The sequence below is a fragment of the Streptomyces sp. ADI95-16 genome (genome assembly GCF_003721495.1).
Lineage (GTDB): Bacteria > Actinomycetota > Actinomycetes > Streptomycetales > Streptomycetaceae > Streptomyces > Streptomyces goshikiensis.
This window is the reverse complement of the sequence record NZ_CP033581.1, coordinates 5,393,402-5,409,512: the sequence shown is the minus strand read 5'-3', so window position 1 is coordinate 5,409,512 and position 16,111 is coordinate 5,393,402. Positions and strand designations below refer to the sequence as shown.

At 71.6% G+C, this 16,111-nt stretch carries 14 protein-coding genes and 1 riboswitch; of the genes, 7 read left to right on the top strand and 7 right to left on the bottom strand.

Annotation, left to right across the window (positions count from 1 at the left end; translation table 11 throughout):
- Positions 1-74: 74 nt before the first annotated feature.
- Complete coding sequence (locus EES41_RS24300; RefSeq protein ID WP_123080306.1) at positions 75-1,358, bottom strand: extracellular solute-binding protein; 1,284 nt, start codon at positions 1,356-1,358, stop codon at positions 75-77.
- Between the two features lie 291 nt (positions 1,359-1,649).
- Here EES41_RS24300 and EES41_RS24295 point away from each other — a divergent pair, with 291 nt between their 5' ends.
- The 3 genes from EES41_RS24295 (at position 1,650) to EES41_RS24285 (ending at position 4,955) form a co-directional block, all read left to right on the top strand.
- Positions 1,650-2,414, top strand: a complete 765-nt coding sequence (locus EES41_RS24295; RefSeq protein ID WP_123080305.1) for a GntR family transcriptional regulator — start codon at positions 1,650-1,652, stop codon at positions 2,412-2,414.
- Positions 2,415-2,523: 109 nt separating this feature from the next.
- Complete coding sequence (locus EES41_RS24290; protein ID WP_254211560.1) at positions 2,524-4,761, top strand: carbon starvation CstA family protein; 2,238 nt, start codon at positions 2,524-2,526, stop codon at positions 4,759-4,761.
- The gene (locus tag EES41_RS24285; protein ID WP_008741516.1) at positions 4,758-4,955 is read left to right on the top strand and encodes a YbdD/YjiX family protein; all 198 of its coding nucleotides are present in this window, start codon (positions 4,758-4,760) and stop codon (positions 4,953-4,955) included. The genes EES41_RS24290 and EES41_RS24285 overlap by 4 nt, the downstream gene beginning before the upstream one ends.
- A 57-nt stretch (positions 4,956-5,012) precedes the next feature.
- Here EES41_RS24285 and EES41_RS24280 read toward each other — a convergent pair whose 3' ends face one another.
- Positions 5,013-5,597, bottom strand: a complete 585-nt coding sequence (locus EES41_RS24280; protein ID WP_123080304.1) for a Uma2 family endonuclease — start codon at positions 5,595-5,597, stop codon at positions 5,013-5,015.
- A gap of 77 nt (positions 5,598-5,674) precedes the next feature.
- Here EES41_RS24280 and EES41_RS24275 point away from each other — a divergent pair, with 77 nt between their 5' ends.
- The 3 genes from EES41_RS24275 to EES41_RS24265 all read left to right on the top strand — a co-directional run bounded on the left by EES41_RS24275 (position 5,675) and on the right by EES41_RS24265 (position 9,917).
- Positions 5,675-6,187 (top strand): GNAT family N-acetyltransferase, encoded by a 513-nt coding sequence (locus EES41_RS24275; RefSeq protein WP_123080303.1) that lies wholly within the window; start codon positions 5,675-5,677, stop codon positions 6,185-6,187.
- Positions 6,188-6,220: 33 nt separating this feature from the next.
- Positions 6,221-6,362: riboswitch (cobalamin riboswitch) on the top strand.
- Positions 6,363-6,513: 151 nt separating this feature from the next.
- The gene (locus EES41_RS24270; protein ID WP_254211786.1) at positions 6,514-8,901 is read left to right on the top strand and encodes a ribonucleoside-diphosphate reductase subunit alpha; all 2,388 of its coding nucleotides are present in this window, start codon (positions 6,514-6,516) and stop codon (positions 8,899-8,901) included.
- Positions 8,901-9,917: a ribonucleotide-diphosphate reductase subunit beta gene (locus EES41_RS24265; RefSeq protein ID WP_123080301.1), complete on the top strand. Its 1,017-nt coding sequence runs from the start codon at positions 8,901-8,903 to the stop codon at positions 9,915-9,917. Before EES41_RS24270 ends, EES41_RS24265 begins: the two co-directional genes overlap by 1 nt.
- Before the next feature lie 118 nt (positions 9,918-10,035).
- Here EES41_RS24265 and EES41_RS24260 read toward each other — a convergent pair whose 3' ends face one another.
- Positions 10,036-10,263: a hypothetical protein gene (locus EES41_RS24260; RefSeq protein WP_123080300.1), complete on the bottom strand. Its 228-nt coding sequence runs from the start codon at positions 10,261-10,263 to the stop codon at positions 10,036-10,038.
- A gap of 81 nt (positions 10,264-10,344) precedes the next feature.
- On the opposite strand from EES41_RS24260, the gene EES41_RS24255 reads away from it, so the two are divergent.
- Entirely contained in the window at positions 10,345-11,340 is a 996-nt protein-coding gene (locus EES41_RS24255) for a helix-turn-helix domain-containing protein (protein WP_123080299.1), read from the top strand.
- On the opposite strand, the gene def is transcribed toward EES41_RS24255, so the two are convergent.
- The 4 genes from def to EES41_RS24235 all read right to left on the bottom strand — a co-directional run bounded on the left by def (position 11,316) and on the right by EES41_RS24235 (position 15,959).
- Positions 11,316-11,960 (bottom strand): peptide deformylase, encoded by a 645-nt coding sequence (def, locus tag EES41_RS24250; RefSeq protein WP_073773139.1) that lies wholly within the window; start codon positions 11,958-11,960, stop codon positions 11,316-11,318. The genes EES41_RS24255 and def overlap by 25 nt on opposite strands.
- Positions 11,961-12,043: 83 nt before the next feature.
- Positions 12,044-13,030 (bottom strand): hypothetical protein, encoded by a 987-nt coding sequence (locus EES41_RS24245; protein ID WP_008741509.1) that lies wholly within the window; start codon positions 13,028-13,030, stop codon positions 12,044-12,046.
- Between the two features lie 128 nt (positions 13,031-13,158).
- Positions 13,159-14,445, bottom strand: a complete 1,287-nt coding sequence (locus EES41_RS24240; RefSeq protein WP_123080298.1) for an HD-GYP domain-containing protein — start codon at positions 14,443-14,445, stop codon at positions 13,159-13,161.
- Positions 14,442-15,959, bottom strand: a complete 1,518-nt coding sequence (locus EES41_RS24235) for an HD-GYP domain-containing protein (protein WP_254211559.1) — start codon at positions 15,957-15,959, stop codon at positions 14,442-14,444. The genes EES41_RS24240 and EES41_RS24235 overlap by 4 nt, the downstream gene beginning before the upstream one ends.
- Between the last annotated feature and the right edge of the window lie 152 nt (positions 15,960-16,111).

The following is a 16,111-nucleotide window of genomic DNA, read 5'->3' as shown; positions in this document are numbered from 1 at the left end:
CGCGCTCCTCGCAGGTCCCTCTCTTGACGGGCGGCAGGGCCCCGCCGCCCTGGCGGGGCCCTGCCGGCTACAGGTCACTTGGTGTTGATGACCTTGTCGATCTCCGCGTCGGCGGCCTTGGCCGCGTCCTCGACGGACTTCTTTCCGGTGCCGATCTCCTGGAGCATGGTCTGGAGGACCTTGCCCTTCTCGATCTGGCCCCAGCCCGGGGCGGTCGGGACGAACCAGGAGGACTCGGCCGCGGTGGCGCCGACCTGGGTCTTCGGGTCGGCCTTCAGCGGGCCGAGGTCCGTCTTGTTGTTGGGCAGGTTGCCCTTGGCGATGAGGCCCTTCTGGCCCTGGGCGCCGGTGAAGGCGCCGATCCACTCGGCCGCGATGTCCTTGGCCTTGGACTTGGCCGGGATCGCCAGGTCCGAACCGCCGAGGAAGACGGGGAGGTTCTTGCCGTTCGGGCCCGGCTGGACGAAGTTCTCCAGCTTGTCCTTCAGCCCGCCGACCTTGTCGTTCTTCGGGTCGGCCGCGGTGGCGCCCTCCCACGCGGCGGCGAAGATGGCGGCGGCGTTGCCCTGGCCGAAGACGATCGGGCGGTCGGACTCGTCCTTGGTCTTGTCCGCGTGCATGTACTTGTCGATGAGCTCCTTGTACTGCTGGAGCCCCTTCAGCGACTCGGCGGAGGACAGGGTGCCCTTCCACTTGTCGCCGTCCTTCTTCGCGATGGCGCCGCCGGCGTCGTAGACGTAGGACATCGCGGCGTACCAGTCCGGCGAGGGCTGGTAGAGGGCGCTGAACTTGTCGCCCTTGGCGGCCTGGATCTTGTCCAGGGCGGCGGTGTACTCGGCCCAGGTCTTCGGCGCGGCGGTGACGCCGGCCTCGGCGGCGATGTCCTTGCGCCAGGTGCCCACGCGGCCACCGGCGTAGTAGGGGACGCCGTAGGTCTTGCCGTCGTAGGTCACGGACTCCTTGAGGGCGTCCAGCCAGGCGGCCGAGTTCTCGAACTTCGACGCGTCGACCTCGGAGAAGGCACCGGTCGACATGTAGCCGATCATCTCGGAGTTGCCCATCTCGACGACGTCGGGGGCCTTGTCCGTGGCGAGGACGGCGTCCAGCTTGGCGTTCTTGTCCGGCCAGCCGTAGTACTCGTGCTTGACCGTGAGACCGGGGTGCTTGGCGACAATCGCGTCGTCGGCCGCCTTCACCAGCTCCGGCCAGTTGTTCTGGGCGTCGACCGTCAGCCAGACGGTCAGCTCCTTGGCACCGGAGGCCTTGCCGTCGCCCCCCTTGCTGTCGGAATCACCGCACGCCGCGAGGCCGATCACCATGCCCGCGACTCCAACCGCCGCGATGAGCTTGCGCTTCACGCCACCCTCCTCAGGGATGCCTGCCTGCACTTCCCTTGCCCGCCGCGGCGACATACGCGAAGTACTGCACGTGGGGCCGGGATCTGATCCATATTGGTGTAGACCAGTAACCGGAGCTTGGCCTAGACCTATAGGGGTGTCAAGGGTCTAATGAGCGGGTGATCGGTCCGTTACCGGACCGACACCTGGGGGAGGGAGGAGGCCTGTCCTCCCACCCGTGTCACGATGTGACCGCACATATCGGAGGAGCCGGTGACGGCAGCGAAACTGGAGTCGGGAAGGCGGGCGGCGATGGCCACCGAAGGGGCGACCACGGAGCCGGAGGGCGGGGCGGCAACCCGCACCGCGCGCGTGCCCAAGTACTACCGACTCAAGCGGCACTTGCTCGACATGACCGAGACGCTGCCCCCCGGCACGCCGGTACCGCCGGAGCGCACGCTCGCGGCCGAGTTCGACACCTCCCGGACCACGGTCCGGCAGGCGCTGCAGGAGCTCGTCGTCGAGGGCCGCCTGGAGCGCATCCAGGGCAAGGGCACCTTCGTCGCCAAGCCCAAGGTCTCCCAGCCCCTCCAACTCTCCTCGTACACCGAGGACATGCGGGCCCAGGGACTGGAACCCACCTCCCAGCTCCTGGACATCGGCTACGTGACGGCCGACGACACCCTCGCCGGACTGCTGAAGATCGCCACCGGCGGGCGGGTGCTGCGCATCGAGCGGCTGCGCCTGGCCAGCGGCGAGCCGATGGCCATCGAGACCACCCACCTCTCGGCCAAGCGCTTCCCCGCGCTGCGCCGCTCGCTGGCCAAGTACACCTCCCTCTACACGGCGTTGGCCGAGGTGTACGACGTACGGCTCGCCGAGGCCGAGGAGACCATCGAGACCTCCCTGGCGACCCCGCGCGAGGCCGGGCTGCTCGGCACCGACGTCGGGCTGCCCATGCTGATGCTCTCCCGGCACTCGCTGGACGCCGACGGCGAGCCCGTCGAATGGGTCAGATCGGTGTACCGGGGCGATCGTTACAAGTTCGTCGCCCGACTCCAGCGCCCCGCCGTCTGATCCGTAGTTGACTCTCGTACCGCTATGCGGACGGGGGCTTACGTTCACCGGGCAGGCCCCCGTAGATTCCCTGCGCTTACGCAGATGATCGACGAGGGGACGAGGGATCATGCCGGAACCGGAAGCAACAGGTACAGAACGGAACACGGCGAGTCCGGACACCATTCCGGACTCGCCCCCTCCCACGGGCGGCCTTTCGCCCAGGTCGGTCGCCGCCTGGGTGCTCGTCGCCCTCATCGGCGCCATCGGCTGGGGCGTCCTGGCCCTCTCCCGCGGCGAGGAGATCTCGGCCGCGTGGCTGCTCGCCGCCGCCCTGGGCTCGTACGCCATCGGCTACCGCTTCTACGCGCGGTTCATCTCGGACCGCGTACTGAAGGTGGACAAGACCCGCGCCACCCCCGCCGAACGCCTTGACAACGGTGTCGACTTCCACCCCACCGACCGCCGGGTGCTCTTCGGCCACCACTTCGCCGCCGTCGCCGGCGCCGGCCCGCTGGTGGGGCCCGTACTGGCCGCACAGATGGGCTACCTGCCGGGCACCATCTGGATCGTCGCGGGCGTCATCTTCGCCGGCGCCGTCCAGGACATGGTCACCCTCTTCTTCTCCACCCGGCGCGACGGGCGTTCGCTCGGGCAGATGGCCCGGGACGAGATCGGCCCCGTGGGCGGAGCCGCCGCCCTGATCGCCGTGTTCGCCATCATGGTCATCCTGCTGGCGGTGCTGGCGCTCGTCATCGTCAACGCCCTGGCGCACTCCCCCTGGGGCGTCTTCTCCATCGGCATGACCATCCCGATCGCCCTCTTCATGGGCGTCTACCTGCGCGTCCTGCGACCGGGCCGGGTCACCGAGGTCTCCGTCATCGGCGTCGCGCTGCTGCTGCTCGCCATCGTCGCGGGCGGCTGGGTCGCGGAGTCCTCCTTCGCCTCCACCTTCACCCTGGAGAAGGAGACGCTGGTCGTCTGGATGATCGTGTACGGGTTCATCGCGTCGGTGCTGCCGGTGTGGATGCTGCTCGCGCCCCGCGACTACCTCTCCACCTTCATGAAGGTCGGCACCATCGCGCTGATGGCGGTCGGCGTGGTGCTGGCGATGCCGACGCTGAAGATGCCCGCGGTCACCGACTTCGCGGCGCGCGGCGACGGTCCGGTCTTCGCCGGTTCGATGTTCCCGTTCGTGTTCATCACCATCGCCTGCGGCGCCCTGTCCGGGTTCCACTCCCTGGTCTCCTCGGGCACCACCCCGAAGATGATCCAGAAGGAGACCCAGGTCCGGGTCATCGGCTACGGCGCGATGCTGACCGAGTCCTTCGTCGCCGTCATGGCGATCATCGCGGCCTGCATCATCGAGCCCGGCCTGTTCTTCGCGGTGAACTCCCCCGCCGGCGTCATCGGCACCAGCGTGGAGACCGCCTCCCAGGCCGTCACCCACTTCGGGTTCGCCATCTCGCCCGAGGCGCTCGCGCAGGCCGCCAAGGACGTCGAGGAGACCAGCCTCCTCTCCCGTACCGGCGGCGCGCCGACCTTCGCACTCGGGATGTCGCAGATCTTCTCCTCCGTCATCGGCGGGGCCGGCATGAAGGCCTTCTGGTACCACTTCGCCATCATGTTCGAGGCCCTGTTCATCCTGACGACGGTCGACGCGGGCACCCGCGTGGGCCGGTTCATGCTCCAGGACACCCTCGGCAACGTGCACAAGTCCTTCAAGGACATCAGCTGGAAGCCCGGCGTGTGGCTGGCGAGCGCCGTCGTCGTCGGCGGCTGGGGCTACTTCCTGTGGGTCGGCGTCAAGGACCCGCTGGGCGGCATCAACCAGCTGTTCCCGCTGTTCGGCATCGCGAACCAGCTGCTCGCCGCGGTGGCCCTGGCCGTCTGTACGACGCTGCTGGTCAAGTCCGGCCGGCTCAAGTGGGCGTGGGTGACGGGGGTCCCGCTGGCCTGGGACGTGGCGGTCACGCTCACCGCGAGCTACCAGAAGATCTTCTCGGACGACGTGAAGGTCGGCTTCTTCGCGCAGCGCGACAAGTACCAGACCGGGATCGACGCCGGAAAGGTGCTGCCGCCCGCCAAGAACATGGACGAGATGCACACCGTGGTCACCAACGCCACGGTGGACGGCGCCCTGTCGGCGCTGTTCGCGCTCCTCATCGTCATCGTGCTGCTGGACGCGGCGCGGACCTGCTTCAAGGCCATCAGCAACCCTTCGAGCGTCCGGCTCTCCGAGGTCCCCTGGACCGAGTCGAAGATCGTCGCCCCCGCCGGGCTGATCCCGACGGCCGAGGAGCGGGCCGAGCTCGCCGCGGCCGGCCTGGACTCGGGCGGCGGCCGCGCGAAGGAGCCCGTGGCGTGAGCGGGGTCCGCGCGGCGCTGGCGAGGGCGCGGTACTTCGTACGGGAGTTCTCGGGCGAGGCGGCCTACGACCGGTACGTCGCGCACGCCCGCGCGCACGACCCCGCGGCCGAGGTCCTGACCCGCCGCGCCTTCGAGCGGGCCCGCACGGACTCCCGCGAGGCGGACCCCCGCGAGGGCTTCCGCTGCTGCTGAACCGGTTCCGCGAAGGGCCCCGCCGACGGTGGCGGGGCCCTTCGCCGTTGCTCGGGTTCAGCGCACCCAGTCTTTGAGCGGCTCGGTGGGGAGGGTGATACCGACGGGGTCGGGCAGGCAGATGTCCTTTCCGAAAGGAACGGTCTGCACGGTCTCGTACCGCTGCCCGTCGGGCTCGCTGTGAACCAGAACCAGGCCGTTGTCCCGGTCGATCAGCAGGTAGACCGGAATGCCGGTCTCCGCGTACGCGTGGGGCTTCTCTTTGCGGTCGCGCCCGTCGGTGTCGGAGTCGTACGAGGTGACCTCGACAACCATCAACACCGGAGTCGGATCAGCCCACTCACCCTGGCCGACGAACGCGTCGTCCGGGGCCATCAACGCGTCTGGACGCGCGCGACCCGAGCGGTACTCCTCGACCATCAATCCGCGCTCGACATGCAGCCACTGTTCAGGCCGGTACTGCATGCACATGCGGGCGAGCCAGACAACGATTCGGTCGTGATCCCCGTCCGGCACCGCTTTGACCCCCATCTTGCCGGTGATGAACTCAAGTCGCAGCCCTTCGACCTCCCGGGCGCCTATACGCGCGAGAGTCTCGAAGTCCGCGGTCAGCATCTGGGGCCTGTCGGTCATCACGGTCATGCCTCGCTCGGCTTCCTCGACGGTCTGATCCGACGATAGCGCCGGGCACCGACGACCGTCCCGCAGAATCGTTCCCCATGGACATCGTGATCAGAACAGCCGTGCCCAGTGACTACGCGGAACTGGGTGACATCACCGCGCGGGCCTATCTCGACGACGGGCTCCTGGACGACAACGAGGACGACTTCTACGAGCGCGTGCTGCGCGACGTCGCCGGGCGGGCCGGGGAGGGCGAGGTGATCGTCGCCACGCTCGACGGGGTCCTGCTGGGCGGGGTGACCTTCGCCCCGCCGGGCAGCCGCATGGCCGACGTCGCCGGACCCGGCGAGGCCGAGTTCCGGATGCTGGCCGTCGACCGGGCGGGGCGCGGGAAGGGGGCCGGCGAGGCGCTGGTGCGGGCCTGCGCCGAGCGCGCCCTGGCCATCGAAGGGGTGAACCGTCTGCTGCTCTCCACCCGGGCGCAGAGCCCCGCCGCGCACCGGATCTACGAGCGGCTGGGCTTCGTACGGACCCCGGAACGGGACTGGTCACCAGTCCCCACGGTGCCGCTGCTGACCTACGCGTTGGAGCTGCGCGTACTGGACCGGTAGCAGGCCGACACAAGATGTGGGGGGTCGCGCATCAACGGCCCCCCACATGTATGCTCATCCTCGCTGTCGTCGCAGGGGAATCCGGTGTGAATCCGGAACTGTCCCGCAACGGTATGAAGTACACCCATTGGTGTCACCGCAAGTCCGATGACCTGCCGACAGTGCGCCCGGCTCGACCGAACCGGGTGCCGATACGTCCGGGCCCCGCGGTTGGGCCGGTGGACGCCGCGCGGTGTGCCCTCCGAGGTCCCTGTCCGCGCGCGCCCGCTCGCGCCCCGCACCGCAGGTGCCCCGGAGCCGAGCGAGGGAGAGCTCCCCCCGTGACCATCGCGCCTTCCGCACCGCGCGCCGAGTCCGACCCGTCCGACACCGGAATCGAGACCGGGGGACCTGGGGCCGCGCTGCTGCGGACCCTCACCGAGCTGACCGCCGACCTTCCCGACACCGACCCCGGCCGGGTCGCCGCCGCCGCACTGCGCGGCCGCAGCGCCGCCGCCGACGAGGCCGAGCTGCGTTCGCTCGCCACCGAGGCCGCGGCCGGTCTGATCTCCGAGGACCCGGCGTACTCCCGGCTCGCCGCCCGGCTGCTGACGCTCGCCGTCCGCGACGAGGCCGCCGGCCAGGGAGCCACCTCCTTCTCCGCCTCCGTCGCCGTCGGTCACCGCGAGGGCCTGATCGCCGACCGCACCGCCGCGTTCGTCAAGACCCACGCGGCCCGCCTGGACGCGCTGGTCGAGCACACGCTCGCCGAGGGCGCGGACGACCGCTTCGGCTTCTTCGGCCTGCGCACCCTGCACAGCCGCTACCTGCTGCGCCACCCGATCACCCGCCAGGTCGTCGAGACCCCGCAGCACTTCATGCTGCGCGTGGCCTGCGGACTCGCCGCGGACGAGAGCGTCCAGGCCGTCGAGGAAGTGGCCTCGCTCTACCGGCTGATGAGCCGCCTGGACTACCTGCCGTCCTCCCCCACGCTCTTCAACTCCGGCACCCGGCACCCGCAGATGTCCTCCTGCTACCTGCTGGACTCCCCGCTGGACGAGCTCGACTCGATCTACGACCGCTACCACCAGGTCGCCCGCCTCTCCAAGCACGCCGGTGGCATCGGTCTGTCGTACTCCCGCATCCGCGCCCGCGGTTCGCTGATCCGGGGTACGAACGGCCACTCCAACGGCATCGTGCCGTTCCTGAAGACCCTCGACGCCTCCGTCGCCGCCGTGAACCAGGGCGGCCGCCGCAAGGGTGCCGCCGCCGTCTACCTGGAGACCTGGCACGCGGACATCGAGGAGTTCCTGGAGCTCCGCGACAACACCGGTGAGGACCAGCGCCGCACCCACAACCTGAACCTGGCGCACTGGGTGCCGGACGAGTTCATGCGCCGCGTGAACGCCGACGCCGACTGGTCGCTGTTCTCCCCGGCCGACGTGCCCGAGCTGGTCGACCTGTGGGGCGACGACTTCGACGCCGCCTACCGCAAGGCCGAGGCGGACGGCCTGGCCCGCAAGACCATGCCCGCCCGCGACCTGTACGGCCGGATGATGCGCACCCTCGCGCAGACCGGCCAGGGCTGGATGACCTTCAAGGACGCCTCCAACCGCACGGCGAACCAGACCGCCGAGCCGGGCACCGTCGTCCACTCCTCGAACCTGTGCACCGAGATCATCGAGGTCACCAACGACGGCGAGACCGCCGTCTGCAACCTCGGCTCGGTCAACCTGGGCGCGTTCGTCCTGACGGAGACCGGCGAGATCGACTGGGAGCGGCTGGACGAGACCGTCCGCACCGCCGTGACCTTCCTCGACCGCGTGGTGGACATCAACTTCTACCCGACCGAGCAGGCCGGGCGTTCCAACGCCCGCTGGCGTCCGGTGGGTCTGGGCGCGATGGGCCTCCAGGACGTCTTCTTCAAGCTGAAGCTGCCCTTCGACTCCCCCGAGGCGAAGGCGCTGTCCACCAAGCTCTCCGAGCGCATCATGCTGGCCGCGTACGAGGCCTCCTGCGACCTCGCCGAGCGCAGCGGCCCGCTGCCGGCCTGGGAGCAGACCCGCACCGCCCGCGGCGTCCTGCACCCGGACCACTACAACACCGAGCTGAACTGGCCGGAGCGCTGGGACGCGCTGCGCGCCCGGGTCGCCGAGTCCGGCATGCGCAACTCGCTGCTGCTGGCCATCGCCCCGACGGCGACGATCGCCTCCATCGCCGGTGTGTACGAGTGCATCGAGCCGCAGGTCTCCAACCTCTTCAAGCGCGAGACCCTGTCGGGCGAGTTCCTCCAGGTCAACGGCTACCTGGTGGAGGAGCTGAAGAAGCTCGGCGTGTGGGACGCCCAGAGCCGCGAGGCGCTGCGCGAGGCCAGCGGTTCCGTCCAGGGCTTCGGCTGGATCCCGGCCGAGGTGCGCGAGCTGTACCGCACGGCGTGGGAGATCCCGCAGCGCGGTCTGATCGACATGGCGGCCGCCCGTACGCCGTTCCTCGACCAGTCGCAGTCGCTGAACCTGTTCCTGGAGACGCCGACGATCGGCAAGCTCTCCTCGATGTACGCGTACGCCTGGAAGCAGGGCCTGAAGACCACGTACTACCTGCGTTCGCGCCCGGCGACGAAGATCGCCCGCGCCGCGCAGGCGGCCACCCCCGTCGCGCTGCCCCAGGCGGTCGCCGACGCCGAGGCGCTGGCCTGCTCCCTTGAGAACCCCGAGTCCTGCGAGGCCTGCCAGTAATGAGCTCCACCGACCAGAAGAACCTCCTCGACCCGGGCTTCGAGCTGACCCTGCGCCCCATGCGCTACCCGGACTTCTACGAGCGCTACCGGGACGCGATCAAGAACACCTGGACCGTCGAGGAGGTCGACCTCCACTCGGACGTCGCGGACCTCGCGAAGCTGACGCCCGCCGAGCAGCACATGATCGGCCGGCTGGTCGCGTTCTTCGCGACGGGTGACTCGATCGTCTCGAACAACCTGGTGCTGACGCTCTACAAGCACATCAACTCCCCGGAGGCGCGCCTGTACCTGTCGCGCCAGCTGTTCGAGGAGGCCGTGCACGTCCAGTTCTACCTGACGCTGCTGGACACCTACCTGCCCAACCCGGACGACCGCGCGGCCGCCTTCGACGCGGTCGAGGAGATCCCGTCGATCCGCGAGAAGGCGCAGTTCTGCTTCAAGTGGATCAACGAGGTCGAGAAGCTGGACCGGCTGGAGACTCAGGCCGACCGCCGCCGCTTCCTGCTGAACCTGATCTGCTTCGCGGCGTGCATCGAGGGCCTGTTCTTCTACGGCGCCTTCGCGTACGTGTACTGGTTCCGCTCGCGCGGCCTGCTGCACGGCCTCGCCACCGGCACCAACTGGGTGTTCCGCGACGAGACCATGCACATGAACTTCGCGTTCGAGGTCGTGGACACGGTCCGCAAGGAGGAGCCGGAGCTCTTCGACGACGCCCTCCAGCAGCAGGTCACCGACATGCTGAAGGAGGCGGTGGAGGCGGAGCTGCAGTTCGGCCGCGACCTGTGCGGTGACGGCCTGCCGGGCATGAACACCGAGTCGATGCGCGAGTACCTGGAGTGCGTCGCGGACCAGCGCCTGGTCCGCCTCGGCTTCGCGCCGGTGTACGGCTCGCAGAACCCGTTCTCGTTCATGGAGCTCCAGGGCGTCCAGGAGCTGACGAACTTCTTCGAGCGCCGTCCGTCGGCCTACCAGGTCGCGGTCGAGGGCACGGTCGACCTGGACGAGGACTTCTAGGCACGGCAGCGACCCCGCCCGTGCGCGCAGGCGCACGGGCACCGGAGCCGGGAGGCGGTGGACGACCGCTTCCCGGCTCTTCGCGTTCCCGGGCCGGCGGGCCCGGTGGCCCGGCGGGCTAGTGGGCCAGGCGTCGTCCCCGGTACCGGGCCGCGAGCCGGATGCCGCGCCGGCGCGGGGTGGGCGGGAGGCCGCCGGCCCGCTGGCGGGGGAGCCACACCAGCCGGGTCGCCACGGCCCGCAGCTGCCGGTCGGTCCGCCGGTCGCGCAGGGCCCCGTACAGGCTGGGGCCGAGCAGGACGGCGGCGATGGCCAGGACGACGAGGTAGCTCACGAAGGTGCTCATACCTCTACTGTCCGCCCGATCCGCCATGATCGACAGTGGCAGCACTGTCATGGAAGAGCGAATTACTGCCACACTGAGGGCATGCTGACCAATGTGGCCGTCGCCCTCGTCAACGGTGTCGCCCCCTTCGAGCTGGGGATCTTCTGCGAGGTCTTCGGAGTGGACCGCAGCGACATGGGGCTGCCCGTGTACGACTTCGCCGTCTGCTCGGCGGAGGACCGCCGCTCCCCCACCGGTGACGGGCACTTCGAGATCGTCGTCCCGTACGGGCTGGAGCGGCTGGAGAGCGCGGACCTGATCTGTGTCCCGGCCGACCGCGAGGCCACGACCCGCGAGTACCCCGAACCGCTGCTGGCCGCCCTGCGCCGGGCCGTCGAGCGCGGCGCGCGGGTGCTGAGCGTGTGCAGCGGGGCCTTCCTGCTCGGCGCGGCCGGTCTCCTGGACGGCCGGCGCTGCACCACGCACTGGATGCACTCCCCGACCCTGAGCCGGCGCTTCCCGAAGGCCCGGGTGGACCCCGACGTGCTGTACGTGGACGAGGGCTCGGTGATCACCGCCGCGGGCACGGCCTCGGGGATCGACGCGTGCCTGCACCTCGTGCGCCAGGAGCACGGCGCCGAGGTGGCCAACACGGTGGCGCGGCGGATGGTCGTCCCGCCGCACCGCGACGGCGGCCAGGCCCAGTTCATCCAGCGGCCGCTGCCGCGCACCGAGTGCGACACGGTGGGCGAGGTGATGGGCTGGATGGCCCGTCACCTGGAGGACGAGATCACCGTCGAGCAGCTGGCGGAGCGGGCGGCGATGTCCCCGCGCACCTTCGCCCGCCGCTTCCTCCAGGAGACCGGCACCACCCCGTACCAGTGGGTGCTGAGGCAGCGCGTGCTGCTGGCGCAGGAGCTCCTGGAGTCCACGGACGACACCGTCGACGCGATCGCCGGACGCTGCGGCTTCGGCAACGCGGCCGCCCTGCGCCACCACTTCCTGCGCGCGCTGGGCACCACCCCGAACGCCTTCCGGCGCGCCTTCCGCGGTCCGGGCCCGCGGACCGCGGCTCAGGCGTTCGGAACCGTCTCGTAGCGCGGGGTGCCCTCTTCCATCTGCCGCAGGGCGTCCTTGCGGTCGCGCTTGGAGAGGCGGTCGATGTACAGGTACCCGTACAGGTGGTCGGTCTCGTGCTGGAGGCAGCGCGCGAAGTAGCCCGTGCCGCGCACCTTGATCGGGTTGCCCTGCGCGTCCCGGCCCTCGACCTCGGCGTAGTCCGGGCGCGCCAGCGCGGCGTAGGCGGTCGGGACCGACAGGCAGCCCTCGTTCGAGTCGTCCAGCACGCGCGAGGCGGCCGGCAGCTCGACCAGCTTCGGGTTGACCACGACGCCCGTGTGGCGCACGCCGTCGTCGTCGGGGCAGTCGTAGACGAAGACCTTGGCGTCCACGCCGATCTGGTTCGCGGCCAGGCCCACGCCCTCGGCGGCCTTCTGGCTGGCGAACATGTCGTCGATCAGCCGCGCCAGGTCGTCGCCGAACTCGGTGACGTCCTTGCACTCCCGGTGCAGCACCGGGTTGCCGACGACGGTGATCGGGCGGGCGGTGCCGCGCTCGCGGTGGGCGAGCTCGCGCTCCGCACAGTTCTCGGTGTCCACGACGTACCCGTCGTTCGGGTCCCCGACCACACCGACAACCTCGTTCTCCTGCTGCGCCATGTCCGCCGTACGCCTTCCGTAAGTCCCGTTCACCTGTGGTCGCCGATGGCCACCGATGTGCCCGTACAGCCTACGGCCCCGGCTCAGCAGACTTCTTCGAGATCCCGCCACTCCCGGCTGTCCGGGCTGTCCGCGACCCAGCCGTCGAGCAGCCCGCGCACCAGCCCGGCCGGCGCCGCGATCCCGCACTCGCGCTCGGGAACCCACAGCGAGCCCGACCCGGTCGTACGGTGGCCCAGCGGCCCCGGGTGCCCCGGCTCGCTGTGGTCGTGCGGATCCAGGTGCTCCCCGTCGCCCTCGCCGCTCGGCATCGCGCTCTCCGAGCAGGTCCGGCACAGCAGCCGCACCGACGAGGACCAGTCCTCGGCCGCGAATCCGGCGTCCGAGGCGAGCTGCTCCAGGGCGTCGCGGTCCGCCTCGGTCGCCGCCTCCAGCAGCACCACCCAGGTCGGCACCGGCGAGGGCGCCCACAGCTCGATCTCGTCGAACACGGGGTACGAGGGCCCGGCCGCGGTGACCCGCTCGCCGTGCGGCACCCCGTCGTGCAGGACCACCTCGCCCCAGCGCCGCCCGGACGAGGGCAGCGGGATCGAGAGGACCTCCATCCGCGCCGGGTCCAGCCTGCGGCCCCACACCACCTCGGCCTCGCCCTCCGGCGACAGCCGCACGGCGGCGCTGCCCAGCTCCATGCCGACCGGCTCGCCGTTCCCGGCGGCCTCCCCGGGCACCTTCAGCCCGTACGCCTGCCAGGCGCGCCGGGCCAGCGGCCAGTCCTGGAGCGCGGTCGCGGCGATCCCGACGTTCCACCAGTCCGGGGCGCCGCTCTCCCGGTCCAGCAGGGCCACGGCGCGCAGCCCGGCGGCCCGCGCCTGCTCCCAGTCGTGCCGGAACTTGTGCAGCAGCGCCAGGTTGAACCAGGACTCGGACAGCCAGGGCTCCAGGTCCGCCGCTCTGGTCAGGAGCGCTCCCGCGTCCTCGTACCGACCGTCGCCGATCAGCGTGAACGCGCGGTCGGTGGCCTGCCGCCACGAGGCGGAGGGCCTATGCCGTACCTTCCCGAAGATCCTCACGATTCCCGCCTGCCTGGGGGCACCCTCCCAGCGGTGGCTGGGGGACTACGGTGCAGCCTTGCGGACACACTGACACTCTCACTGGCATCCAACCATGCCCGCTCGGACGACCGCTCATTACCCATGGGTTACCCCGGTCGGGCGGGAACAACTCTGGCACGTCCTCCCCTGGCCAGAACCCTCGCCAAGGACTCCACCACCTCGGGGTGGTGGTCCCGCCCGGTGCCCAGCCTCAGCTGCTCCAGGGCCGCCAGTGAGCCGCCCGGGTGAAGGATCGCCGCCGCCAGGTCGTCGTACGCGTTGACCGTGCGCACGATACGGGCGGCGACGGGCTGGCGGCGGTACGGGTCCGCCTGGAGCTCCACCACGACGGCGACCTCCGCCGGGACCCCGGCCCGGCGGGCCACCTCCCCGCCGAGCTCCGCGATCCGGCGGGCCTCGGCGGCGGGCAGCTCGGCCGTGGCCCCCGCCGGGACGGGGTCGACGAGGGAGAGCTGCCCGATGTCGTGCATCAGGGCCGCGTACTCCAGCACCGTGAGCTCCCGCTCGGAGAGCCCCAGCTCCCGGCCGACGGCGCAGCTCAGGGCCGCGACCCGGCGGGCGTGGCCGGGGCGGGTGTAGCCGGCGATCTCGGTGGCCCGGGCCAGCGAGGTGATGGTCTGGCGGTAGGTGACGCGGATCGCGGTGATCCGGTGGAAGGACGTCTGGGTCAGCAGCAGCGGCAGGCTGAACACGGGCAGGGCCCACAGCCCGGCGACCGCCACGCCCAGCACCATGACCACGCAGGTCGCGCAGATCGCCGAGCCGATGCCGAGCTGGGCGCGCAGCTCGTCGCGCAGCAGCGGCCCGTACGGCCACCCGGTCCCGGCCCGGGCCAGCGCGGCCGCGAGCACCGCGTCGCACAGGGCGGTCAGGCCCAGCAGGACGAGCAGGAAGCCGACGAGGCACGGGCCCCGCCCGGTCAGGTCCTCCAGCCGCCCCGAGTGGTGGAGCGGCTGGAAACAGACGGCGGCGAAGGCGACGGTCAGCACCCGCCGGGCCACGAGGTCGAGTGCGTGGCCGCCGCCGCGGGCGATGTACGGGACGGCGGCGGCGAGGGCGGCCGCGAAGACGACGGCCACGGTCTGGAGCGCCCCGTGCCGGGTGGGGTGCCCGGCGGCCTCCCCGAGCAGGGCGTACGTGAGGGCCGCGGCGGAGCCGAGCGGCGCGGGCCGGCGGTCCTCGGCGGGCAGGTGCCATGCGGCGGCGCGGTGCTCGTGGTGGTCGCGGCGGGCGAGTTCTCCGAGGGCGACGAGGGCGGCGAAGGCGAGGGCGGTGCCGGGCTGGGCGACGCCGTGCCACAGGGTGTGCCCCAGTCCGGCGGCGGCCAGCGCCACCGCGGCGCCGCGCACCGCCCACGCGTCCCAGGGCCTCATCCCCGGCCCCCGCCCCCGCCGCCGCCCCGGCGCCGGCCGCTCTCCCCGGCGGGCACGGGCTGCTGCCCCGCGGCCGCCGGGTCGCGGGCGGCCCCGTCGCCGGAGTCGGCGGTGTTCGCGGGGTTCGCGGCGCTCCCGGGGTTCGCGGCATCCCCGGCGTCGCCCGCGGGGATGACCTGGAGGTCCTCGTCCGAGGTGACCACCGGGTGCCAGCCGTGCCGTGCGATGGCGTCGGTCAGGGCGCCCACCATCGCCGGGTCGAACTGCGCCCCCGCGCACCGCTCCAGCTCGGCCAGCGCCGCCGGCACCGGCCGGGCCCGGCTGTAGGAACGGGTCGAGGTCATCGCGTCGAAGGCGTCGGCCACCGCCACCACCCGGGCCAGCTCGGGGATCTGCGCACCGGCGAGCCCGTAGGGATAGCCCGAGCCGTCGATCCGCTCGTGGTGGTGCAGGATCGCCGACCGGGCCTCGCCGAGGAAGCCGATGCCGCGCACGATCTCGTGCCCGTACTCGGGGTGCAGTTCGATGACCCGCCGCTCCTCGGGGGTCAGCGGCCCGTCCTTGCGCAGCAGCCGGGTCGGCACGCCGAGTTTCCCGACGTCGTGCAGGATCCCGGCGATCCGGACGACCTCCAGGCGTTCCCCGGCCATCCCCAGCTCGCGGGCGATCATCGCGGAGGCCTGGCCGACCCGCTCGCTGTGCCCGCGCGTGTAGCGGTCCTTGATGTCCACGGCCTGGACCAGCGCCCGGATCGTGGCCCGGTGCGCGGCGCGCTCGCGGTGGTACTGGGCGAAGACCCAGCAGGAGACGTACATCGGCAGCAGCACCAGCAGCGCGGCCGGCAGCCCGTACGGGCTGCGCCACAGCACGGCCATCATCAGCCCGGCGAGGCCGTGGACGCAGTGCGGGACGAGGGCGAGGGCGGCGGCCGGCGGCCCGCGCCGGACGGAGGCGGCGGACCGGCGTTCGGCGGCGGCCAGGACGCCCGCTTCGAGGGCGGTCAGCACCAGGCAGAAGGCGACGGCGGCGGCCGCCGCGGGCAGCAGCGCGTACGGGAAGTCGGCGATCCGGCCGGCCGGATCGGGCGGCCCCGTCCCGCCGACGGGGCCCGCGCCGAGCGTGGCGGGCCCGTTCAGCAGCCCGTACACCTGCCCGGCGGTCCACGCGGCCAGCGCCTGCTGCGCCGCGTGCCACACCCGGCGTACCCGGACGGGCGGGTTCGTCACCGTCGCGGCGTACCCGCCGGGCATCGCGACGAGCGCGGCGGCGGCGGGCGGCAGCAGGAACACGGCGGCGAGCAGCACGGGGAAGAAGGAGCCGATGCCCTCGGGCACGCGGCGGCCCGGCGGCGGGCAGACCTTGACGAGTTCGCATCCGGCGTAGAGGACCGCGAGGACGGCCACCGCCGCCCAGGGCGTCGCGGCGGGCCGCGCCAGGGCGGGGGCGGCGCACGCGGACGCGGCGAGGACGGCGCACAGGATGTAGCCGCGCGCCGCCGGCGGAAGTACCCGCATGGCGCTCTCCTCCCCGGCGCCGGTCCGACCGGCACCGAATGGGGAGAATAAAGGGGGGCCCGGTTGAACCGAGCCGCATTTTCACTTTGGGCCATGCGGACGCCCCCGGATTAGCACCTTCGAGTGAACGAAGTGCCCTTCCGGGGGCGGTT